We start from the raw sequence: 21,622 nt of genomic DNA, 5'->3' as shown, positions 1-21,622 counted from the left end.
ATTACCTATTCGTTGTGTTGTGAGAAAGATAGACTAACTATCAAACTCTTCTTTTAGTATACGGATTACATCCAGAATTGTTTCCTCTTCTAGGTCTGTTCTTCTTACTAAATCTTCTACTTCTTGTTTTAAAATACTCTTTGCAGTATCCAATCCTATTTTAGCAAACTCCTCGATAACCCATCCTTCGATTTCATCAGAGAACTCAGTTAATTCGACATCGTCGTCTTCACCGCTTGCTACATCTCCTTCTCTAATAACATCAAGCTCGTAGCCTGTTAATTGACCTGCTAGTTTAATGTTATGACCACCTCTACCGATAGCTTTAGAAACTTCCTCTAATTTCAAGAAAACTTCGGCTCTTTTAGTTTCTTCATTAATTTTAATTGAAGATACTTTTGCAGGACTTAAAGCCCTTGTAATATATAATTGAATGTTACTAGTATAATTAATAACATCTATATTCTCATTTCCTAACTCACGAACAATTCCGTGAATACGTGAACCTTTCATACCAACACAAGCTCCAACAGGATCAATTCTATCATCGTAAGAATCTACCGCTACTTTTGCTTTCTCTCCTGGTATTCTAACTACATTTTTAACTGTAATCAATCCGTCGAATACTTCAGGAATTTCTTGTTCAAATAATTTCTCTAAAAACTTCTCTGAAGTTCTAGACATTATAATTTGTGGCTTGTTCCCTTTTAATTCAACGCTTTCAATAATTCCACGAACGTTATCTCCTTTACGGAAAAAGTCTGATGGAATTTGTTTTTCTTTTGGTAATACAATTTCATTTCCTTCATCATCCACCAAAATTACAACTCTTGGGCGAACATGGTGCACCTCGGCAGTATAAATATCACCAATAATATCTTTAAATTGCTTATAAAGATTAGTATTGTCGTGTTCGTGTATTTTAGAAATCAAATTTTGGCGCAAAGCTAATATAGCTCTTCTACCTAAATCAATTAATTTTACTTCTTCAGAAACTTCTTCTCCTATTTCAAAATCCGCTTCAATTCTTCTTGCTTCTGTCAAAGTAATTTCCTCATTTTCAAAATCAAGATCTTCGTCAGCAACAATTACTCTTCTTCTCCAAATTTCCATATCTCCCTTATCAGGATTTATGATAATATCGAAGTTATCATCTGAACCGTATTTTTTCTTCAATGCATTTCTAAATACATCTTCTAAGATTGCCATAAGCGTTACACGATCAATAAGTTTATCATCTTTAAACTCTGAGAATGAATCGATTAATGCTAAATTTTCCATGCGAATTCTTTAATTAAAATGTTACTGTAACAATTGCCTCTTTAATTTCTGTATAAGGTATTTGCTGCTCTTTTTGAACTGTTTCTTTTCCTTTTCCTATTTTCTTAGGTTCCCTTGCTTCCCAAGACAAAATTATGAAATCTTCATTAGCATCAACCAATTCAGCCTCAATTTTTTCACCATTAGTATTTACAATCAATGTTCTACCAATGTTTTTCTTGTATTGTCTAACCAATTTTAATGGGGATCCAACTCCTACCGAAGCAACTTCCAAAGAAAAATCTTGTTCCTCTCTGTCTAAATTATTCTCGATAGCGCGACTAACATCAATACAGTCTTGCAAGAGCACACCATTATCTCCATCCAAAGATACAATTATCTTGAAAGCATCGGTAATGGTCAAGTCTATTAAAAAAATTGATGGTTTTTCTAAAAGACCCTCAGCTATTAATACGTTTACTTTTTCTTTAAATGTCATACTTTTATAAAAAGAGGGGACATTTAGTCCCCTCATTATTTAGATTTTAATAAATAACGGTGCAAATATAGTGTTTTTTTACAAATCAAAATAAATTGATTGCTCTAAAAATTTTTCTTATCTTTATATAAGTACTAAAACACCGCATTTTTCATATAATTTAACACCTAAAAGTTATGAAACGCATATTAGTTCCCACCGACTTTTCTGAACACGCAGAAAACGCTTTAAAAGTCGCCGCTCAAATTGCAAAAAAAAATAATTCCGAAATAATCCTACTTCACACACTAGAATTACCTAGCCAAATGAACGATGCCATTACTGGAGGAATTAGCATTCCCGAGACTATGCTTTTTATGAAAAAAGCCAACGAAATGCTTGCTAAAATCGCCGAAAGACCCTACCTAGATGGACTTTCAATAACTGAGATGGCAAAACTTGACAGGCCGGCAGAAGGAATTGCCAAAGTTAGCAACGAGCATGAAATAGACTTGATTGTCATGGGCTCGCATGGCTCTTCTGGATTCGAAGAATTAGTCATTGGATCGAATACAGAAAAAGTAGTTCGCCATTCTGAAGTTCCTGTTTTGGTAATAAAACAACACACAAAAGATTTTAAAACCACGAATTTTGTTTTCGCTTCAGATTTTTCAAAAGAAATCGAAAAACCTTTCAAAAAATTAATCGAATTCGCAAAATTCTTTGATTCCAAACTACATTTAGTCATGATTTGCACTCCAAATAGCTTCAAACCAACTCATGTTGCCCAAAAAATAATGAATGATTTTATCACCCCGTTTAATTTAAACAATTATTCAACTCACATCTATAATGACACAAATATTGAAAATGGCATCATAAACTTCTCCAATAGTATTGACGCAGATTTAATCGGGATGTGCACACATGGAAGAACTGGATTTGCACATTTTTTTAATGGCAGTATTAGCGAAGACATAGTAAATCATGCAGTACGCCCAATACTAACTTTTAAAATATAAGCAAGCAACAATAAAAACCACACCACAATAAAGAGCAATAAAAAACTTTAAGTCTATTACATAAAAAAAGCCTCTCGATTGAGAGGCTTTTTATGTTGGTCTACAAGGACTCGAACCTTGAAAGACTGCACCAAAAACAGTTGTGTTACCATTACACCATAGACCAGCAGTGCTGTTAAGCGAGTGCAAATTTAAAGCTTTTTTTGGTTTACACAAACTTTTTTTCAATAACTTTTTTACATAAAAAAAAGCCTCTCGATTGAGAGGCTTTTTATGTTGGTCTACAAGGACTCGAACCTTGAAAGACTGCACCAAAAACAGTTGTGTTACCATTACACCATAGACCAGCAGTGCTGTTAAGCGAGTGCAAATTTAAAGCTTTTTTTAGTTTGCACAAGCGTTTTGAATAAAAATTTTTAAAAAAAATGCTTTTTTTTTAAAACAATCTCAATGAGAATACGAAACCAATTCATATACAAGGAATTACTCCGATCAATTACTTTTTTAGAAAAATATGTTAATGCTCGTTTGATTACACAAAAAAACATTTTCTTTGTATGATTAAATAAGGATAAATTTTTAACACCTAAATATGGCACAATTCAACTTTAATAAATGGAATACAATTATTGGTTGGTTAACTTTTACAATCGCTTTAATAACTTACACACTTACTGTTGAACCCACAATGAGCTTTTGGGATTGTGGTGAGTACATCGCTACAGCAGCTAAACTTGAAGTAGGTCACCCACCTGGAGCTCCATTATACCAAATGATGGGTGCGTTCTTCGCAATGTTCGCAATGGATGATCAACATGTAGCATTAATGGTTAATATGATGTCGGTATTCTCAAGCGCCTTCACAATATTATTCATGTTCTGGTCTTCTTCTATTATTCTTAAAAAAATGATCTCTCGCTTTTCTGAGATCAATACAAACAATTCAATTGTAATCTTAGGAAGTTCTTTTGTTGGAGCACTAGCCTACACTTTTTCAGATAGCTTTTGGTTTAATGCTGTTGAAGCAGAAGTTTATGCTATGGCATCCTTATTAATTGCTTTACTTTTTTGGCTAGGATTACGTTGGGAACAAGACATGCATACTCCAAGAGGTAATAAATGGTTATTAATTATATCATTAGTAGTTGGTCTTTCATTTGGCGTACACTTTATGGCGTTACTTACGATCCCTGCAATTGGATTCCTTTATTTCTTTAAAAATTATGAAAAAGTTACCATCAAAAACTTCATTATCGCCAATATTGTGGTGGTAGCAGTCTTACTGTTCATTTTCATATTATTACTTCCGTTAACAATGGCTTTCTTTGGTAAAACCGAAATCTTCATGGTTAACGAAATGGGAATGCCTTTTAATTCAGGAACTATTTTTGTAAGCTTAGTATTTATTGCTTTCTTTTATTTCGGATTACGCTATACTAGACAAAAAGGACTTGTTTTTTACAACACAATAATACTTTGTATCTTATTCATTTTAATTGGATTCTCTACTTGGTTAATGCTACCTATTAGAGCCAATGCTAATACTGTAATTAACGAAAACAAACCTTCGGATGCAACCGAAGTACTTGCTTATTACAATCGTGAACAATATGGTGTAAACCCATTATTTTACGGACCTCAGTATACCGAAATGTTTGCAGGATTAGACAAGAACACTCCTTATCTTGACAAAAAACCAAATTACGAAAGAGATTACACAACAGGTAAATACATCATTACCAACAATTATAAAAATGCTGTACAAAATATGGATGATGCTCAAAAAGCATTTTTACCTAGAATGTGGAGCACTGATCACGCAGAGAACTATGCAAACTTTACAAATCCTCCTGCATTTAAGATAAATACAAACTATCCTTACGAAGATGATTTGCAAAAATACGGTATCGATCCTAGTCAATTATCTGAAGAAGAATACAACAAAGCAACTGCCCAACTAAGACATGAAGTTGAAAAAACCATCATGGATTTTAAAAAGGCATACGCTCAAAAACAGATTGATAACGACGGTTATATGAAATTTTTGAGAAGCTACCAAGACTATTTAATAGTTGAAAAACCAACAACTGCAGACAATTTTGGTTTTATGTTCGAGTATCAATTCGGATATATGTACTGGAGATATTTAATGTGGAATTTTGTTGGCCGTCAAAGTGATGTTCAAGGAAAATATGACAACTTAGACGGTAACTGGATTAGTGGAATCAAATTTATGGATTCTATACATTTAGGTTCTCAAGACAACTTACCATCTGATGTACTAAACAATAAAGGAAGAAATGCTTATTTCTTTTTACCATTTATTCTTGGTCTAATTGGACTAATGTACCACGCTAATAAAGACTTAAAAAGCTTCTATGTGCTACTCGTCTTATTCTTATTTACCGGTTTAGCCTTAAAAATATACCTAAACGAAAGACCTTTTGAACCTCGCGAAAGAGATTACGCACTAGTAGGTTCCTTTTATGTATTTGCTATCTGGATTGGATTTGGAGTATATGCCCTCTATGAAACTTTACAAAAGTATTTGGCACCAAAAATTGCTGGGCCAATAGTTATTGCGGGTAGCTTACTTGCAGCACCAATACTTATGGCTTCTCAAAACTGGGATGATCACGACAGATCAAACAAATATACTGCTGTAGCAATGGCTAAAGCTTATTTAAATTCATGTGATCCAAATGCTATTTTATATACCATTGGTGACAACGACACTTTCCCATTGTGGTATGCTCAAGAAATTGAACATATTAGAACTGATGTGAAAATCGTTAACACAAGTTTATTCATGACTGATTGGTATATTGATCAAATGAAAATGAAAGCTTACGAATCAGATCCGTTACCAATTTCTTTCACACACGATCAATACGTGGGAGATAAACGTGATTACGTTGCTCACATTCCTAAAATAGACAGCAGATGGGATATTAAAGATTTTATAAACTTTATAAAAAACCCTAAGTCAACTGTTGAAATGCAAAATGGACAAACAATTCACTTTTACCCAACTAATAAAATTCGTCTTACTATAAACAAAGACAATATTATTAAGAATAAAGTAGTTGCTCCAAAGTATTATGACTCTATTGTTCCTTATATCGACATCGATATTAAAGGAAGTGCCATATACAAAAATCGTCTGATGATGCTCGATATATTAGCAAACAACGACTGGAAAAGACCAATTTATTTTAGCGGTGGCGCTTTTGATGATGAAGATTATCTATGGCTAAAAAATTACCTTCAACTTGATGGTATGGCATACAAACTTGTACCTATCAAAAACGTTCCTTCTAAAGAAGGCGGACCAATGGATATGGGACAAATTGACTCTGATAAAATGTATGATATCGTAATGAAATGGGACTGGGGTAACAGCGACAGCGATAAAATATATCATGATCCTGAAACTAGACGAAATAGTATCACATACCGTACAAATCTTTCTAGATTAATGAAACAATTAATTGCTGAAGGTAAAATCGACAAAGCCAAAAACATCATCAATTTAGCAATGACAAAAATGCCATTGGACAAATTTGGTTATTACTCATTAGTTGAACCTTTTGCAAAAGGATATTATGATGTTGGTGAAAAAGCCAAAGCGCATGACTTACTTGAAAAATTAATAAACAAATACAAAGAGAACCTTGACTATTACAGTCATTTAACTCCTTCTGAGCAATCAAGTCTTGCTATCGACATCATTACTGATATCGAAAGATACAGAAGCTTATTACAAGTAATGAAAGAAAGCAAAGACTTACCGTTTTACAATAAACAAAAAGCTATCTTTAACACTTATGTAAATGTTTTTGAGCGATTTGGTCGTGAAAAGGAATAAATAATATTCAAAAATGATAATTAAAAAATGTAGCGCTATTGAAAAATACCGCTACATTTTTTATTTTTACATAATCTAAAATTTATGAAAATGAGTTTTTATTGGATTAAAACAAATAAGCTAATCAAACATTTTTTTTCAAACTATTATTGGGACATCCCTAATAAAGAGAACAAAATATATTTGACTTTTGATGACGGCCCTACTCCCGAAATCACTGAATGGGTTTTATCTGAATTAAAAAAACGAAACGCCAAAGCCTCTTTCTTCTGTATTGGGAATAATATAGAAAAACACCCTGAAATTTTCAAAAAAATAATCGAAGAAGGTCATAGTATAGGGAATCATACTTTCGACCATTTAAAAGGATGGAAAACTACCACGGAGACCTATTTAAACAATAGCCTCTTATGCGATAAACAAATTCAAGAATCTTCTTCTAAAACCATTCAGCCAAAGATTTTCCGTCCTCCTTATGGAAAAATAACAAAATCACAATCAACTCAATTACGCCAATTGGGATATAAGATAATAATGTGGGATGTTTTAAGCGCAGATTTTGATCGAAGTATATCTCCTGAAAAATGCTTACAGAATGTAATCAAAAATGTAAAATCTGGAAGCATAATTGTTTTTCACGATAGCATAAAAGCATCGCAAAATCTTAAATTTACATTACCAAAAACATTAGATTATCTAAAGGAAAACAATTTTATATTTGATGTTATTTATTAGGCATAGAACATCCAATAAAATATAAAACACCACAAGTTTGTGGCATATAGAAGAAATTAGAGTTGTTCTTGTACAATCCCAATAATAGTATTTGCATCTAATTCGCCGGATTGCCTCCAAATCATTTGACCTTCTTTGTATATCATCAAAGTAGGAAGGCCTTTAATTCTAAGAGCATCGGCTAATTCCTGATTTTTATCCACATCTATTTTAATCACCTTGGCTTTATCGCCTAGCGCAGCTGCAACATCTTTAATTACAGGATGCATTGACACAGATGATTCGTTCCAATCGGTGTAAAAATCTATTAACACTGGAACTTGAGCATTTATAAGTTCTCCAAATTTTGACATAAAACCGAAATTTAATCTTTTTAAATTGCTAAAAAGAATTTATTATATACAAATGTAGCATTTTTAACTAATTATGCCACATTCTTCCCTTTTTTTAGTTCAATCACGGTTATTTCTGGCATTATCCCTACACGTCCTGGATAAGCATGAAAACCAAAACCACGATTTACATATACATAGCGACCTGCATTTTCATACAAACCAGCCCATTGTTTGTACACATATTGTGCCAAACTCCATTTAAAATAACCTGGAATTTCTATTCCAAATTGCATTCCGTGGGTATGTCCTGACAAAGTCAGGTGAAAATTCTTAGGATGATCTTTTATTTCATATTCCCAATGACTTGGATCATGGCTCATTAAAACTTTAAAGTCATCTTGATGAACATCTTGTGATGCCTTATTTAAATCGCCTGCTTTTTTAAAATTATGCCCCCAATTTTCTACACCAACTAAAGCTATTTTGTCATCTCCTTTTTGGATGTAAGTATGTTCATTCAATAATAACTGAAAACCTATTTGTCCGTATAATTTTTTTATGGCCTCAAAGTTTTCTTCTTTCTTTTCTTCAGATGGCCAAGTAACATATTCTCCATAATCATGATTCCCTAAAACAGAATATTTACCATATTTAGGATCTTTTATTTTATTGAATGTCTCTAGCCACGGATGCATTTCGGTAGCATGTGTATTAACGATATCTCCTGTAAACAAAATCATATCCGAATTTTGTTCGTTTACCAAATCAATGGCATAACTTATTTTTTCTGGATTATCGAAACTTCCTGAGTGTACATCTGAAATTTGTGTAATTCTAAATCCATCAAAGGCATCTGGTAAATCTGGAAAAAATACTGTTTGTTTAAATACTTTGAAATTATATCTTCCTTCAAAAATCCCATAAATCAGAGATAAAAAAGGAACTGCCGCTAATCCTACTGCCAATTGACTTACAAATTTTCTTCGGCTCGGAATCACACTATTTGTTGTTGTGTTTGGATTTTCGATAAAATAATTAACTATACCAACTCCTGCACGAAAAATATCTTCACCCAAAAGCACTAATGTTATTACAATTTTTGGCACATAAACCAATAACATTAACCCCATAGTAAACATGGTTTGCTTGGTTTGCCCAACTGAACGGTCAAATTGCGTAAAAGAATATATTATAAATACAAAAAGCAGTAAACTTATTATTTGGTAACTTATCAAAAGCCATCTTAATTTAATTAAAGTTCGAATAGCTTGAAAAGAATACAACTCTATAAATAAAAAAAGAGCGCAAATAATTATAAAACGAATGACCATTGGTAATTTTTTAGGCAAAGTAACAAAGAATGAAAATGCAAAAACTTTTAATTATCAAAAATTTAACGCAAACTATAACAAAAAAGCTGGCGAATAAATTCACCAGCCTTTCACCTATTAAACTATTATTCTGCTTACCCCCTTATATAAATTATTAACTCTAATTTACAGTAAGCAAAACACCAATCAAACCCTTATTTTTTTGCTTTTGCAGCTTCTGGTTTAGCTGTTTCCATTTTTACAGAATCTGCTTTTTTGTCTGCTTTCTTTTTAGTATGTTTAGTTGCTTTTACTTCTTTTGCTGGTGCTGTTTGTGCTGGTGTTGTTTGCGCACTTACCATTGCTGTTGTTCCTAAAACTGCTATAGCTAGCATTAATACTTTTTTCATAACTGTAGTTTTTATGATTATTAACTCATTATTTATAGGTCAAAGATATATCCGCTAAATGAAGATTAAATGAAGATTTGTCCTACCTGAAATTTTTAACTTTTAATTAAGCTTTTTCACTAATAGGGAGCAATAATAAAACGTTGTCCCTTCATTTGGTATTGAAGTCACCTTAATATCTATATGATGAAATGAAGCAATACTTTCGGCAATAGCCAAGCCTAAACCTTGTCCATCCTGATCTGAACTAATACGGGTAAATCGATTAAAAATATTTTCGATTTGAACTTCATTCATTCCTATTCCCGAATCTGAAATAGATAGATAATAATGCTGGTTTAAAAAACCATCACTTACAACAATACTTCCATTTTCTTTATTATACTTTATTGCATTTGTCACCAAATTGTACAATAAAATATGTAGTAAAGTTTTATTACCTGTAAAATTAAAATCATGCTCCATTTTATTAGAAAACACTAATCCTTTATCATCTATTCTGTCCTGAAGATCTTCATAAAGACCATTAACGATTTCATGAAAATTGATAACCTCATTGGCTTCGTATTGATTATTCTCTATTCGGGAGATTAATAATAAATTATTGATTATTTTCTTCAACATATCCAGTGTCTTTAGCGAACTGGCAATTTTATCTACTGCATTATCGTTCAAGGATTCATTTTGCAATAAATTTTCGAATTTATTTTTCAATAATGCTATCGGTGTTAATAGCTCATGTGATACATTGGATATAAATTGTTTTTCTTTTTAAACAACTCTCCTATCCTATCCATCATCTGGTTTAAAACTGAATCTAATTCTCTAAAATCTGCTGAATGTGCTTTAATTGGAGTATGATCAAAAGCTTCTGGCTCGTTAACCCTTCTTATTTTTGTGTCAATTATTTTATAAAAAGGCTTGAGTAAATACTCTATATAAAAAGTATCTGCTAAGAATGTCACCAAAACTATCACAACCAAAACTATAATTATAAAAAGCTTAATTATAAATGTAAGGTCTTTTACCTCCGCCAAACTGCTTCCTATTTCTAGCTCATATCCTATATTCTCGTAAGTAAAATGATATTGTAATATTCTATATTCATTTTCTTCTCCTTCTATAATCCTATTTTCATTAACAAAGGTGGTTTTTTCCTGGCTTGGCAGTTTTGGCAATCTCGAAAGCACCAAAAACTCACTATGCAAACTCGAAAACTGTGAATACGTTTCGGTAGAATCATCTGCATTTTGGATAAAATCATCTATTTCACTTTGATTTAAATGCTCTATGAACTTCTTTTTCTTCTCTACAAGCCCATTATTAATGTGTCTATAAACTACATTTTCAACCAAAATAGGCAACATTAGCCATAAAACTAAAATCACCAACAATCGTGTTAGTGCATTAAAAATAGCTAATTGATGTTTTATCTTCACGCTAATTTATTTAGATATTAATACGATATCCTACATTTCTTACTGTTTCAAACCAATCTATAGTTGTGTGTTTATCTAATTTTTTTCGAAGGTTTCGAACATGAACATCTATAAAATTAGAATCAGAATTAATCTCCAGAATGTCTCCCCAAATATGCTCTGTTAGTTGCAACCTTGTTATTACTCGGTTTTTATTCAGTACTAAATATTGAAAAATATCAAATTCTTTCTTCGTTAGATTTATTGGTGTTCCATCATAACTCACTTTATAATCTTGCAATTGCAACGAAAATCCATGTACAACCAGATCATTCAATGTATAACCATGCATCCTGCGGATAACCGCAAACAAACGTGCACTTAATTCAGTCAATGCAAAAGGCTTCGTAAGATAATCATCGGCTCCAAGATGCAACCCATCTATCCTGTCGTCTAATTCTCCACGTGCTGTAATAACAATTACTACTATTTTAGATTTGGTTTTTCGAACTGCTTTTAGAACATCAAATCCGTCACCATCTGGCAAACCTAAATCGAGTAGCATCGCATCATAATCATTTCCTCCTATTTCATCCAGTGCCTCATTGCATGTATTTGCAATTTTACATACATATCCTCCATCACTCAAAAAATCACGAACCTCGATAGCCAGTTCTTTATTATCTTCAACTATAAGAATATTCATAAACTGTATTTTATTACTTAAAAGTAAACAAATAATGAAAACGCAATTTTTTAATTATTAAAAAATTAACGCCCGTCTCAATAAAAAAGCTGATAAATTTCTTTATCAGCCTTATCAATAATTATCCTTTTTGTTTTGCCTACCGTTATCAACCCTCATTTAAAGCAAAACAAAAATGATATCTATTTTTTTGCTTTCATAGGTTCAGCTTTAGGTGCTGTTGTTTTTACTGTTTTTGTTTTTTTATCTGCTTTTGCTTTTGGATGTTTGGTCGCTTTAACTTCTTTTACCGGAGTTGCTTTTACTGGTGTTGGAGCTGCGCTAACCATTACACTTGTTCCTAAAACTGCTACTAATAACATTGCTAAATTTTTCATGATTTCAATATTTAAATTAATTATCTCCTTATTTATAGATCAAATGTACATCTGTAATATGAAGACAAAATGAAGAAACTGGTAACATTAAATTTTTAACTTGACATTAACGTTTTGTGATTACTATTCAACCTTACATTGCATTTACGAACAAAGTAACACAATAACATTACCTAAAACACACTGCGGTGCACCGCTACAGATGATAAAAAAAGCATCTCTAATAAAACATTTCAATTCTAATTTGAGTTTGCTCTGATTAAATTTTCAAGAACCGAATCGTTTTTAAAACCCAATTGTTTATTTTTACAGACTAATATTTTTTTTATGTCAACTCAAAAACGTCTTTTTCTTCTTGATGCTTACGCTTTAATTTTTCGTGGTTATTATGCTTTTATAAAAAACCCGCGAATTAACTCCAAAGGGATGGATACCTCTGCAATTATGGGATTCATGAATTCCCTTTTGGATGTAATAAAAAGAGAAAAACCAGATCATTTGGCTGTAGCTTTTGATAAAGGAGGAAGCGCATTGCGTAACGAGATATTCCCAGAGTACAAAGCCAACCGTGATGTAACTCCTGAAGCTATAAAAATTGCTGTACCTTATATACATGAATTATTAAAAGCAATGCATATCCCTATTATAGAAGTCGCTGGCTATGAAGCCGATGATTTAATAGGAACTATTGCTAAACAAGCCGAAAAAGAAAACTACAAGGTGTTTATGGTAACGCCTGATAAGGATTTTGCGCAATTGGTTTCTGAGAATATTTTCATGTACAAACCTGCCCGAATGGGTAACGGAATTGAAATTTGGGGTGTCCCAGAAGTATTAGCTAAATTTGAAATCGAACGTCCTGAACAAGTAATTGACTTTCTTGGTATGATGGGGGATGCTGCCGATAACATCCCTGGTCTTCCTGGTGTTGGAGAAGTGACTGCCAAAAAACTATTGAAAGAATACGGTTCTATGGAAAACCTTTTGGCAAATACAGATAAGCTAAAAGGGAAAATGAAAGAAAACATCGAAGCTAACGCAGAGAAAGGTTTATTATCTAAAACATTGGCAACTATTTTATTAGATTGCCCTGTAACTTTTAATGAAACCGATTACGAATTAACTCGTCCTGATATCGAAAAAACCGATGCTATCTTTCAAGAATTGGAATTTAGAAGAATGGCAGAGCAATTTGACAATCTTTTTAAAGCTGATGGAAGCGGATTAACAGCTACTGCAGCTACTCCTGACCCTAAATTATATAAGAAACCACTCCCGAAAGCTTTCGGGACTAAAAACGAGGATCAATTTGACCTTTTTGGAAGTGCTACTACTGATGAAGAAAATCCAGAAGCTCAAAGAACTTCTTTTTATAGCAATTTAGAAAACACACCTCACTCTTATCAAATCGTACAAGGTGATTTAGGCTTAAAATTGCTTTTACAAAATTTACAAAAGCAAACAGCTGTTTGTTTTGATACCGAAACTACCGGACTAAATGCCTTACATGCTGAATTGGTTGGGATTTCATTTTCATACGAAAAAGGGAAAGGATTTTATATTCCATTTCCAGAAAATCAAGACGAAGCTAAAGCATTGATTGAAAAATTTATTCCGTTTTTTGAAAATGAAGCAATCGAAAAAATTGGTCAGAATTTAAAATACGATTTAAAAATATTATTGAATTATGGTGTTTCGGTAAAAGGAAAACTATTCGATACTATGATTGCACATTACCTGATTAATCCAGATATGCGCCATAATATGGATATTTTATCAGAAACTTATTTAAAATATTCTCCAAAATCTATTGAAGATTTAATTGGTAAAAAAGGAAAGAATCAAAAATCGATGCGAGAAGTTGCACTCGAAGATATAAAAGAATATGCTGTAGAAGATGCCGATGTAACTTTACAACTGAAAGAAATATTTACAACTGAATTAGACAAAACTGAAACCAAAAAGTTATTTGACGAAATCGAGATTCCGTTAGTTAGCGTTTTGGCTGCTATGGAAACTGAAGGAATTCGTCTTGATGTAGATTTCTTAAAATCATTATCAGAAGAATTAGGCAATGATATTAAAACATTAGAAGCCAAAATTTACGAAATTGCTGGAGAACAATTTAACCTTGCATCTCCAAAACAACTAGGTGATATTTTATTTGATAAATTAAAAATTGGTGGAGCTAAGCAAAAGAAAACCAAAACAGGCCAATACGCAACTGGTGAAGAAATTCTGAGCTATTTAGCCAAAGACAATGAAATTGTTGCTGCAATCCTAGATTGGCGTTCTCTTGTGAAATTACAGAATACCTATGTAGAAGCTTTACCATTACAAGTAGATCCGGTTTCTAAAAGGGTCCATACCGATTATATGCAAACTGTAGCTGCAACAGGTCGTTTAAGCTCTAACAATCCTAACTTACAAAACATTCCTATTCGTACCGAAAGAGGAAGACAAATACGTAAAGCTTTTATTGCACGTGATGAAAATTACACCTTAATATCTGCCGATTACTCTCAGATAGAATTGCGAATTATTGCTGCTTTAAGCGGTGAAGAGAACATGATTAAAGCATTCCAGAATCATGAAGACATTCATAAATCTACCGCTTCAAAAGTATTTAATGTAGCTCTGGAAGAAGTAACCCGTGAACAACGTAGCCATGCTAAAACAGTAAACTTTGGTATTATCTATGGTGTTTCAGCTTTTGGTTTAAGTAACCAAACTTCGCTATCTAGAAGCGAAAGCGCAACATTAATCGAAGCATACTATAAAACATATCCAAGATTAAAATCATACATTCAGGAGCAAATAGATTTTGCAAGAGAGAATGGTTATGTTCAAACTATCCTGGGCCGTCGTCGTTATTTAAAAGACATTAATTCACAAAACGCAATTGTACGTGGCGGAGCCGAAAGAAATGCTGTAAATGCACCAATTCAAGGAAGTGCTGCCGATGTTATTAAAATTGCGATGATTAATATTCATAAAAAACTAAGAGACGAAAACTGGAAATCTAAAATGCTACTTCAAGTACATGATGAGCTTGTATTTGACGTACACAACGATGAACTTGAAAAAATACAGCCTATGATTAAACACGAAATGGAAAATGCATTTACAATGGCAGTTCCATTAGAAGTAGAACTAGGCATGGGTAGAGATTGGTTAGAGGCGCATTAATATTTTAAAAACTTAAAATGATAAATTATAACTTTCCATACTTTGAAGAAATCAATTCACAAGAGTTAAAAGAATACTATTCCGTAGAAGTTGATTTTAACGATACAAAAATAAGTATTGATTTAAACTTTGAAAATGATTCAATTGACCAACCCTCAATAGAAACAATTAAAATTTTCCTTGAAAACATCAAGAAATTTGACAAACAGAATAGGTCTTATATTGAAGATGATTTAAAAGAAGAAGATGGGGAAACTCGAGACTATATAAACTTTTATTTTGATGAACTTGAGCAAGTTGAGATATCAAAAATCATAGACTTAGATAACACAAATACTTCAAAAGAGATTTTACTTCTCAATGAATTAAAACTAAATAGAGTTGGGCTTTATCCTGATGGTAAATACAACACAACCTATTATGGAGTCTTTGACTATTCGATAGATATTGATGGAGAACCTTGTGATCAACTTTTAGTAGTTAAAACAAATGAAAAAGGAAATCTAGATCAAATTACTTGGGAAAGTTAAATAATAATAAAAAAATCCATTAGCTGAGCTAATGGATTTTTTTTTATTTAGATTTTCTTGATGACTCCCTTTCTTTCAGTTTGGTTTTGATTACTATCGTTTCGTAATCACTGCTTTCCCCTTCTTTTTCTTCTAATCTTGAGATTAATCGTTTGGCAGCAACTTCCCCAATTTCTATTCCGTGTTGACTTATCGTTGTTAAACTTGGTGACAAACGTCTTGAAGCCAAAATTCCATCAGCAAAACCTATTATTGATATATCTTCTGGAACTCTATATCCTTTTTTCAAACTAACTCTTAAAGCTGCTACTGAATCATTTTCATCTAAAGCAAAAATAGCATCGATTTTATGGTCAAAAATAGCATCAATTTTACTTTTCATATCTTCCTCTGAATCGGTACGAAGAATGATATTCTCATTTACAGGAATATTATTATTCTCTAAAGCTTTTAGATATCCATCAGCTCTCAACTTCCCAACACTTAAGTTATCTACTGAAGAAATTAAGGCGATATTTTTGCATCCTAAATTAATTAAATGCTGCGTTGAATTTAAAGCGGAATCAAAATCATCAACTATCACTTTATCACACTCTACACCTTCTGCAATCCTATCAAACATTACAATTGGCGTTCCGTCATTTATAATTTCTTTAAAGTGATTGTATTCTTGTAATTTTTGTGCCTCTTCAGAAACTGATAATATAAAACCATCAATCGTTCCGTTACTCAACATTTCGAGTGTATGAATTTCTTTTTCCAAAGACTCATTCGAAATACATGTAATTACATTATATCCTTTTTTATCTGCTACTTTTTCGATACCACTAAAAACTTTGGCAAAAAATGAGTTTAATATATTAGGTATAATAACCCCAATCGTTTTTGTTTTACGGTTTTTTAAATTCAAACCAATAACATTCGGTTTGTAATTTTTTAGTTTGGCATACTCTTTAATTTTTATTTTAGTCTGCTCACTAATTTCAGGACTATCATTAAGTGCCTTAGAAACTGTAGACACGGAAACATTAAGTTCTTTTGCGATTTGTTTTAGAGTTGCTTTAGCTTTCATTTAAGATAATTTTATTGAATTAATACAAATATAGTAGAATTACGGAAATTAAAACAAAAAACAGACAAAACATGTATTAAACTTTCAAGTAATTGCACCTACTCCGTAAAACAATTTAAATAAAAAATAAAAAAAAGCAATATTTTAAAACCGCCTTCCTAAAAATTTCGTTTATAACTATTTACGCATGATTATAATTACTATTAATAACCACTTTAAAGAAATTGAATTATGAAAAACGAAGTTAAAATCCAAGAAGTTAACCCCTTACTCAACGACAGAAGGAGTTTCCTTAAGATCAGTGGCCTAACACTTGTTACTACTGGCTTACTTTTGGCTGGATGTAGCCACGATGACAACGAAGACATGCCTATTTACGACACCACACTACCCGGAATTAGAAACGGCATCTTCGACTTAGGTTCTGGAGATTTTGGTGTATTAACATATGCATATGCCTTAGAACAATTAGAAGCAGACTTTTACACTAAAGTTGTAAATGCATCGAGTTTTAACTCTGTTTTTAACGATATCGAAAAACAAGTACTTACCGACTTGTATCATCACGAAGTAATTCATAGAGATTTTTTTAAAGCTGCTTTAACAGGAGCCCTTCCTAACCCAAGCACACAATTACTTCCTAGTTTGGCTTTTAATTATGGATCAATGAACTTTAACAGTCGTACCGAAGTACTTGCTACTGCCAAAGCACTCGAAGACACAGGAGTCGCTGCATATAATGGTGCAGGAAAACTAATTAAGAGTCCTGACTATTTAGTGCTAGCAGGCAAAATTGTTTCTGTAGAGGCAAGACACGCATCGGCTATTAGAAGTCTAATCAACCCTAATTCTGCAGATTTTGCAGGTGACGATATTGTAAATCCTACAACTGGATTAGATGTAGCTAAAGACCCATCTAAAATTTTACCTATTGCTGGAAGTTTTATAACAACTCCATTTACAGCCAAGTATTTACCATAATCCAAACCCATTTAAATCTTAGAAATTATGAATATATTAAAATTTATAGAAACCTTTGCTGACGAAAGAGTAATGAGAAGTACAGGTTCAAGAAGAGATAGCTTTACACAATTTGGTAATATCGGAAAAACCTTGGCGATCGCCTCAATTCCGTTTGGATTATCTTCATTAGCTAATAAAGCTTTAGCCAAAGATATAACTGCAACTCCAGCAACTCCTATAGGTGCACTACAATTTGCATTAACATTAGAATATTTAGAAGACGAATTTTATGCCATGGCATTAGATTCTGGAGTTATTCCAGCATCTGAAAATGGTGGGCGTGATTTAAAAGTTTTTCAACAAATTGCGGCACACGAATCAGACCACGTTAAATTTTTGATTGCAGGACTAGGTGGACCAGCAAGTGCCAATTTTGTTCCCAAGCCTACTTTTGATTTTACTGTTGGCGGAGCATTTGACCCATTTAATGACTACCCAACATTTCTGGCATTGGCACAAGCCTTTGAAGATACAGGAGTAAGAGCTTATAAAGGTCAGGCAGGAAATTTAATTTCTACACCTGATTTATTAACAGCCGCACTGCAAATACATTCCGTAGAAGCACGTCATGCATCAGAAGTACGACGATTACGTGGACTTAAAGGATGGATAAGTGGCAATGAGAGAGGCGCAGGGATGCCTGTTGAAACTCAAGCTGTATACAATGGAGAAGAGTTAACTGTACAAGCAGGATATAATACTGCTACCTTATTTGGAGCCGCTGCAGGCTCAGAAGCCTATGATGAACCCCTTACTACGCAACAGGTTGTAGACATAGCAAATTTGTTTATTGTCTAACAAAATTTACTCTAAAATATCAAAACCAGCTTACTTAATTGTAAAGCTGGTTTTTTTATTCTTTTAAATAAAAAGATACCTCCTGATTTTCAGCAGTTAAAATAATCTTTTAAGGTATTTGTATTTAAAATAATTAATTGTACTTTTGCAACCCCTTTATTGGGGATGGAATGTTTAATTAAAATAATATTATGGACGCATTAAGCTACAAAACGGTTTCAACTAGCAAAGCCACTGTAACTAAAGAGTGGATTGTTGTTGACGCTGAAGGTCATAACTTAGGACGTCTTGCTTCAAAGGTTGCAATGATCTTAAGAGGTAAGTACAAGCCTAGTTACACACCGCACGTTGACTGTGGAGATAACGTAATTGTTATCAACTCAGAAAAAATTAACCTTACAGGTACAAAAATGGATGACAAAATTTACATGCGTCATACAGGTTACCCAGGAGGACAAAGAACTTTAACTGCTAAAGTATTGCAATCAAAAAACCCTGCATTATTAGTAGAAAAAGCAGTAAAAGGAATGTTACCTAAGAACAAATTAGGAGCTGAACTTTTCAGAAATTTAAATGTTGTTGTAGGATCTGAGCACAAACAAGGAGCTCAAAAACCTAGAACTGTTAACCTAAACGATCTTAAGTAATGGGAGTTATTCACAAAATCGGTAGAAGAAAAACCGCTGTTGCACGTGTTTATGTTTCAGAAGGAACAGGAAAAATCACTGTAAACAAAAAAGAATTCGCAACCTATTTCCCAACTGCAACTTTGCAATACAAAGTTTTACAACCAATGTCTATGACAGAAAATGTAAACAACTTTGATGTGAAAGTAAACGTTTACGGAGGTGGTTCAACTGGTCAAGCAGAAGCTGTAAGAATGGCATTAGCACGTGTTATGTGTGAAGTAAATGCTGAAAACAGAGCTATCTTAAAACCAGAAGGTTTATTAACAAGAGATCCAAGAATGGTTGAACGTAAGAAATTCGGTCAGAAGAAAGCTCGTAAGAGATTCCAATTCTCTAAACGTTAATATTACCTGTCTTGTTCATTACGAGCAAGACATATCAATTATTATTGAATTTAAAAAACACAGTTGTTGTTGCTCTCCTATCGAGGTAGGAAATAGTTTAGCATCTAAATGTATAAAGCCTGGGAAACCGCCATTTATGCATTGCTAATCAACAGAACGTAAACTAGTACAAAAATGGCAAACAAAATAGACGTAAAAGAATTACTAGAAGCAGGTGTTCACTTTGGACACATGACTAGAAAATGGGACCCAAACATGGCTCCTTACATTTATATGGAGCGTAATGGTATTCACATTATCAATCTATATAAAACTGCAGCAAAAATTGAAGAGGCTAATGAAGCTTTGAAAAAAATTGCTGCATCAGGTAGAAAAATATTATTCGTTGCTACCAAAAAACAAGCTAAAGACATCGTTGCTGATAAAGCAAAAGCTGCAAACATGCCTTATATCACTGAAAGATGGCCTGGTGGAATGCTAACTAACTTCGTGACTATCCGTAAAGCTGTTAAAAAAATGGCTACTATTGATAAAATGAAGAAAGACGGTACTTTCATGACACTTTCTAAGAAAGAGCGTTTACAAGTAGATCGTCTTCGTGCTAAATTAGAGAAAAACTTAGGTTCAATCGCAGACATGTCTAGACTACCTGCAGCATTGTTCGTAGTAGATATTAAAGCTGAACATATCGCAATAAAAGAAGCACAAAAATTAAACATTCCAGTTTTTGCAATGGTGGATACTAACTCTGATCCAAGAGAAGTAGAGTATGTAATCCCATCAAATGATGATGCTTCTAAATCAATTGATAAAATTTTATCTTTAGTTACAGCTGCAATCGTTGAAGGTCTTTCTGACAGAGGTTCTGACAAAGAGGCTGACTTATTGCCTGCTACAGAAGAAGCAACTCCAGCTGCTGAAGCTGTTGAAGCTCCTGCTGAAACAAAAGAATAAATAAACTTTTAAATTCCAATTTTTAAATTCCAAATCCCATAAAAAAGTTAGAAACATTATGTTGATAATTTGATAAAATTGGAATTTGAGATTTAAAGATTGGAATTTTTACTTTTAACTCATAAAAAAATATACAATATGGCAACAATTACTGCTGCAGACGTAAATAAATTAAGACAAGTTACAGGTGCCGGAATGATGGACTGTAAAAAAGCTTTAGTTGAAGCTGAAGGAGATTTCGATAAAGCTATACAAAACCTTAGAGAAAAAGGACAAAAAGTTGCTGCTAACCGTTCTGACCGTGAGTCTTCTGAAGGAGCTGCTGTTTCTTTTATTAATGCTGACAAAACTAAAGGTGTTATCATCACTTTAAACTGCGAAACTGATTTCGTAGGTAAAAATGAGGCTTTCGTAACTTTAGCTAAAGAATTAGTAGAAAAAGCAATCAATTTCTCTTCTAAAGAAGAATTCTTAGCTTCAGATTTCAACGGAATGACTGTTGCTGAAAAATTAATCGAGCAAACTGGAGTTATTGGTGAAAAAATCGAAATCGGTGGTTTTGAAATTTTAGAAGGTGCTTTCGTTGGATCTTATGTTCACGTTAACAAAATTGCTGCATTAACTGCAATTTCTGCTGCAATTCCTAACGCTGAAGTTTTAACTAAAGATGTTTCTATGCAAGTTGCTTCTATGGGAGCTGATACATTATCTTACAAAGATTTTGATCCTGCTTTCGTTGAATCTGAACTTGCTGCTCGTATTGCTGTAATCGAAAAAGATAATGAAGAAGCTAAACGTTTAGGGAAAACTTTAAAAAATGTTCCTAAATATATTTCTTTCTCTCAATTAACTGAAGAAGTTTTAAAGCAAGCTGAAGAAGATGCTAAAGCTGAATTAAAAGCTGAAGGTAAACCAGAACAAATTTGGGACAAAATTATTCCAGGAAAAATTCAACGTTTCATCTCTGACAATACTACTTTAGATCAAGAAAAAGCTTTATTAGATCAAAATTTCATCAAAGATGATAGTAAAAAAGTTGGTGATTATGTTAAAGAATTCAACGTTGAAATTACAGGTTTCAAAAGAGTTTCTTTAGGATAGTCT

The 21,622-nt window shown here is 32.7% G+C and carries 21 protein-coding genes and 2 tRNA genes; 11 read left to right on the top strand and 12 right to left on the bottom strand.

Annotated elements, in window-relative coordinates:
• Positions 1 to 33: 33 nt before the first annotated feature.
• Entirely contained in the window at positions 34 to 1,281 is a 1,248-nt protein-coding gene (nusA, locus tag EAG11_RS20480) for a transcription termination factor NusA (protein WP_129540812.1), read from the bottom strand.
• 13 nt (positions 1,282 to 1,294) lie between these two features.
• Positions 1,295 to 1,759 (bottom strand): ribosome assembly cofactor RimP, encoded by a 465-nt coding sequence (rimP, locus tag EAG11_RS20475; protein ID WP_129540811.1) that lies wholly within the window; start codon positions 1,757 to 1,759, stop codon positions 1,295 to 1,297.
• Between the two features lie 176 nt (positions 1,760 to 1,935).
• On the opposite strand from rimP, the gene EAG11_RS20470 reads away from it, so the two are divergent.
• Complete coding sequence (locus EAG11_RS20470; RefSeq protein ID WP_129540810.1) at positions 1,936 to 2,760, top strand: universal stress protein; 825 nt, start codon at positions 1,936 to 1,938, stop codon at positions 2,758 to 2,760.
• Positions 2,761 to 2,855: 95 nt separating this feature from the next.
• On the opposite strand, the gene EAG11_RS20465 is transcribed toward EAG11_RS20470, so the two are convergent.
• Both EAG11_RS20465 and EAG11_RS20460 read right to left on the bottom strand, forming a co-directional pair.
• A tRNA-Gln gene (locus EAG11_RS20465) sits at positions 2,856 to 2,926 on the bottom strand.
• Between the two features lie 110 nt (positions 2,927 to 3,036).
• Positions 3,037 to 3,107, bottom strand: a tRNA-Gln gene (locus EAG11_RS20460).
• A gap of 245 nt (positions 3,108 to 3,352) precedes the next feature.
• Here EAG11_RS20460 and EAG11_RS20455 point away from each other — a divergent pair.
• Complete coding sequence (locus EAG11_RS20455) at positions 3,353 to 6,628, top strand: DUF2723 domain-containing protein (protein ID WP_129540809.1); 3,276 nt, start codon at positions 3,353 to 3,355, stop codon at positions 6,626 to 6,628.
• A 90-nt stretch (positions 6,629 to 6,718) separates the two neighbouring features.
• Positions 6,719 to 7,363, top strand: a complete 645-nt coding sequence (locus EAG11_RS20450) for a polysaccharide deacetylase family protein (RefSeq protein ID WP_129540808.1) — start codon at positions 6,719 to 6,721, stop codon at positions 7,361 to 7,363.
• Positions 7,364 to 7,419: 56 nt separating this feature from the next.
• Here EAG11_RS20450 and EAG11_RS20445 read toward each other — a convergent pair whose 3' ends face one another.
• The 7 genes from EAG11_RS20445 to EAG11_RS20420 all read right to left on the bottom strand — a co-directional run bounded on the left by EAG11_RS20445 (position 7,420) and on the right by EAG11_RS20420 (position 11,919).
• Positions 7,420 to 7,716, bottom strand: coding sequence for a co-chaperone YbbN (locus EAG11_RS20445; protein WP_129540807.1), 297 nt, complete (start codon positions 7,714 to 7,716; stop codon positions 7,420 to 7,422).
• Between the two features lie 71 nt (positions 7,717 to 7,787).
• Complete coding sequence (locus tag EAG11_RS20440; protein WP_129540806.1) at positions 7,788 to 9,029, bottom strand: metallophosphoesterase; 1,242 nt, start codon at positions 9,027 to 9,029, stop codon at positions 7,788 to 7,790.
• A 194-nt stretch (positions 9,030 to 9,223) separates the two neighbouring features.
• A complete protein-coding gene (locus EAG11_RS20435; RefSeq protein ID WP_129540805.1) occupies positions 9,224 to 9,418 on the bottom strand; it encodes a hypothetical protein in 195 nt (64 codons plus the stop codon).
• A gap of 102 nt (positions 9,419 to 9,520) precedes the next feature.
• Positions 9,521 to 10,132, bottom strand: coding sequence for a cell wall metabolism sensor histidine kinase WalK (locus tag EAG11_RS22515; protein WP_242499216.1), 612 nt, complete (start codon positions 10,130 to 10,132; stop codon positions 9,521 to 9,523).
• 14 nt (positions 10,133 to 10,146) lie between these two features.
• A complete protein-coding gene (locus tag EAG11_RS22510) occupies positions 10,147 to 10,857 on the bottom strand; it encodes a hypothetical protein (protein ID WP_242499215.1) in 711 nt (236 codons plus the stop codon).
• Between the two features lie 10 nt (positions 10,858 to 10,867).
• Positions 10,868 to 11,542, bottom strand: coding sequence for a response regulator transcription factor (locus EAG11_RS20425; protein ID WP_129540804.1), 675 nt, complete (start codon positions 11,540 to 11,542; stop codon positions 10,868 to 10,870).
• Between the two features lie 182 nt (positions 11,543 to 11,724).
• Positions 11,725 to 11,919, bottom strand: coding sequence for a hypothetical protein (locus EAG11_RS20420; protein WP_129540803.1), 195 nt, complete (start codon positions 11,917 to 11,919; stop codon positions 11,725 to 11,727).
• 327 nt (positions 11,920 to 12,246) lie between these two features.
• Here EAG11_RS20420 and polA point away from each other — a divergent pair, with 327 nt between their 5' ends.
• The gene (gene polA, locus EAG11_RS20415) at positions 12,247 to 15,108 is read left to right on the top strand and encodes a DNA polymerase I (protein ID WP_129540802.1); all 2,862 of its coding nucleotides are present in this window, start codon (positions 12,247 to 12,249) and stop codon (positions 15,106 to 15,108) included.
• A gap of 17 nt (positions 15,109 to 15,125) precedes the next feature.
• Positions 15,126 to 15,638, top strand: a complete 513-nt coding sequence (locus tag EAG11_RS20410; RefSeq protein WP_129540801.1) for a DUF2004 domain-containing protein — start codon at positions 15,126 to 15,128, stop codon at positions 15,636 to 15,638.
• Between the two features lie 43 nt (positions 15,639 to 15,681).
• Here the strand turns inward: EAG11_RS20410 and EAG11_RS20405 are convergent, their stop codons facing one another.
• Positions 15,682 to 16,710 (bottom strand): LacI family DNA-binding transcriptional regulator, encoded by a 1,029-nt coding sequence (locus EAG11_RS20405; RefSeq protein WP_129540800.1) that lies wholly within the window; start codon positions 16,708 to 16,710, stop codon positions 15,682 to 15,684.
• 231 nt (positions 16,711 to 16,941) lie between these two features.
• Here EAG11_RS20405 and EAG11_RS20400 point away from each other — a divergent pair, with 231 nt between their 5' ends.
• From EAG11_RS20400 to tsf, 6 genes are all read left to right on the top strand, one after another.
• On the top strand, positions 16,942 to 17,691 hold the full coding sequence (locus EAG11_RS20400; protein ID WP_129540799.1) for a ferritin-like domain-containing protein: 750 nt from the start codon (positions 16,942 to 16,944) through the stop codon (positions 17,689 to 17,691).
• A 27-nt stretch (positions 17,692 to 17,718) separates the two neighbouring features.
• Positions 17,719 to 18,531: a ferritin-like domain-containing protein gene (locus EAG11_RS20395; RefSeq protein WP_129540798.1), complete on the top strand. Its 813-nt coding sequence runs from the start codon at positions 17,719 to 17,721 to the stop codon at positions 18,529 to 18,531.
• 191 nt (positions 18,532 to 18,722) lie between these two features.
• Positions 18,723 to 19,178 (top strand): 50S ribosomal protein L13, encoded by a 456-nt coding sequence (rplM, locus tag EAG11_RS20390; RefSeq protein WP_129540797.1) that lies wholly within the window; start codon positions 18,723 to 18,725, stop codon positions 19,176 to 19,178.
• Positions 19,178 to 19,564, top strand: a complete 387-nt coding sequence (gene rpsI / locus EAG11_RS20385) for a 30S ribosomal protein S9 (RefSeq protein WP_007808909.1) — start codon at positions 19,178 to 19,180, stop codon at positions 19,562 to 19,564. The genes rplM and rpsI overlap by 1 nt, the downstream gene beginning before the upstream one ends.
• A gap of 174 nt (positions 19,565 to 19,738) precedes the next feature.
• Entirely contained in the window at positions 19,739 to 20,518 is a 780-nt protein-coding gene (rpsB, locus tag EAG11_RS20380; RefSeq protein WP_129540796.1) for a 30S ribosomal protein S2, read from the top strand.
• A 138-nt stretch (positions 20,519 to 20,656) separates the two neighbouring features.
• Positions 20,657 to 21,619 carry a translation elongation factor Ts gene (tsf, locus tag EAG11_RS20375; RefSeq protein ID WP_129540795.1) on the top strand — a complete coding sequence of 321 codons (963 nt, stop codon included), beginning with the start codon at positions 20,657 to 20,659 and terminating at the stop codon, positions 21,617 to 21,619.
• The last annotated feature ends 3 nt before the right edge of the window (positions 21,620 to 21,622 follow it).

Origin of the sequence: Flavobacterium sp. 140616W15 (assembly GCF_003668995.1) — a bacterium.
Classification (GTDB): Bacteria; Bacteroidota; Bacteroidia; order Flavobacteriales; family Flavobacteriaceae; genus Flavobacterium.
The sequence above is the reverse complement of the archived record's forward strand: the minus strand, read 5'-3'. Positions and strand labels throughout refer to the sequence as shown.

Bases quoted from the DNA above. Each gene is read 5' to 3' on its own strand.
- nusA (WP_129540812.1), bottom strand. From the start codon at position 1,281: ATGGAAAATTTAGCATTAATCGATTCATTCTCAGAGTTTAAAGATGAT.
- rimP (WP_129540811.1), bottom strand. From the start codon at position 1,759: ATGACATTTAAAGAAAAAGTAAACGTATTAATAGCTGAGGGTCTTTTA.
- EAG11_RS20470 (WP_129540810.1), top strand. From the start codon at position 1,936: ATGAAACGCATATTAGTTCCCACCGACTTTTCTGAACACGCAGAAAAC.
- EAG11_RS20455 (WP_129540809.1), top strand. From the start codon at position 3,353: ATGGCACAATTCAACTTTAATAAATGGAATACAATTATTGGTTGGTTA.
- EAG11_RS20450 (WP_129540808.1), top strand. From the start codon at position 6,719: ATGAGTTTTTATTGGATTAAAACAAATAAGCTAATCAAACATTTTTTT.
- EAG11_RS20445 (WP_129540807.1), bottom strand. From the start codon at position 7,716: ATGTCAAAATTTGGAGAACTTATAAATGCTCAAGTTCCAGTGTTAATA.
- EAG11_RS20440 (WP_129540806.1), bottom strand. From the start codon at position 9,029: ATGGTCATTCGTTTTATAATTATTTGCGCTCTTTTTTTATTTATAGAG.
- EAG11_RS20435 (WP_129540805.1), bottom strand. From the start codon at position 9,418: ATGAAAAAAGTATTAATGCTAGCTATAGCAGTTTTAGGAACAACAGCA.
- EAG11_RS20425 (WP_129540804.1), bottom strand. From the start codon at position 11,542: ATGAATATTCTTATAGTTGAAGATAATAAAGAACTGGCTATCGAGGTT.
- EAG11_RS20420 (WP_129540803.1), bottom strand. From the start codon at position 11,919: ATGAAAAATTTAGCAATGTTATTAGTAGCAGTTTTAGGAACAAGTGTA.
- polA (WP_129540802.1), top strand. From the start codon at position 12,247: ATGTCAACTCAAAAACGTCTTTTTCTTCTTGATGCTTACGCTTTAATT.
- EAG11_RS20410 (WP_129540801.1), top strand. From the start codon at position 15,126: ATGATAAATTATAACTTTCCATACTTTGAAGAAATCAATTCACAAGAG.
- EAG11_RS20405 (WP_129540800.1), bottom strand. From the start codon at position 16,710: ATGAAAGCTAAAGCAACTCTAAAACAAATCGCAAAAGAACTTAATGTT.
- EAG11_RS20400 (WP_129540799.1), top strand. From the start codon at position 16,942: ATGAAAAACGAAGTTAAAATCCAAGAAGTTAACCCCTTACTCAACGAC.
- EAG11_RS20395 (WP_129540798.1), top strand. From the start codon at position 17,719: ATGAATATATTAAAATTTATAGAAACCTTTGCTGACGAAAGAGTAATG.
- rplM (WP_129540797.1), top strand. From the start codon at position 18,723: ATGGACGCATTAAGCTACAAAACGGTTTCAACTAGCAAAGCCACTGTA.
- rpsI (WP_007808909.1), top strand. From the start codon at position 19,178: ATGGGAGTTATTCACAAAATCGGTAGAAGAAAAACCGCTGTTGCACGT.
- rpsB (WP_129540796.1), top strand. From the start codon at position 19,739: ATGGCAAACAAAATAGACGTAAAAGAATTACTAGAAGCAGGTGTTCAC.
- tsf (WP_129540795.1), top strand. From the start codon at position 20,657: ATGGCAACAATTACTGCTGCAGACGTAAATAAATTAAGACAAGTTACA.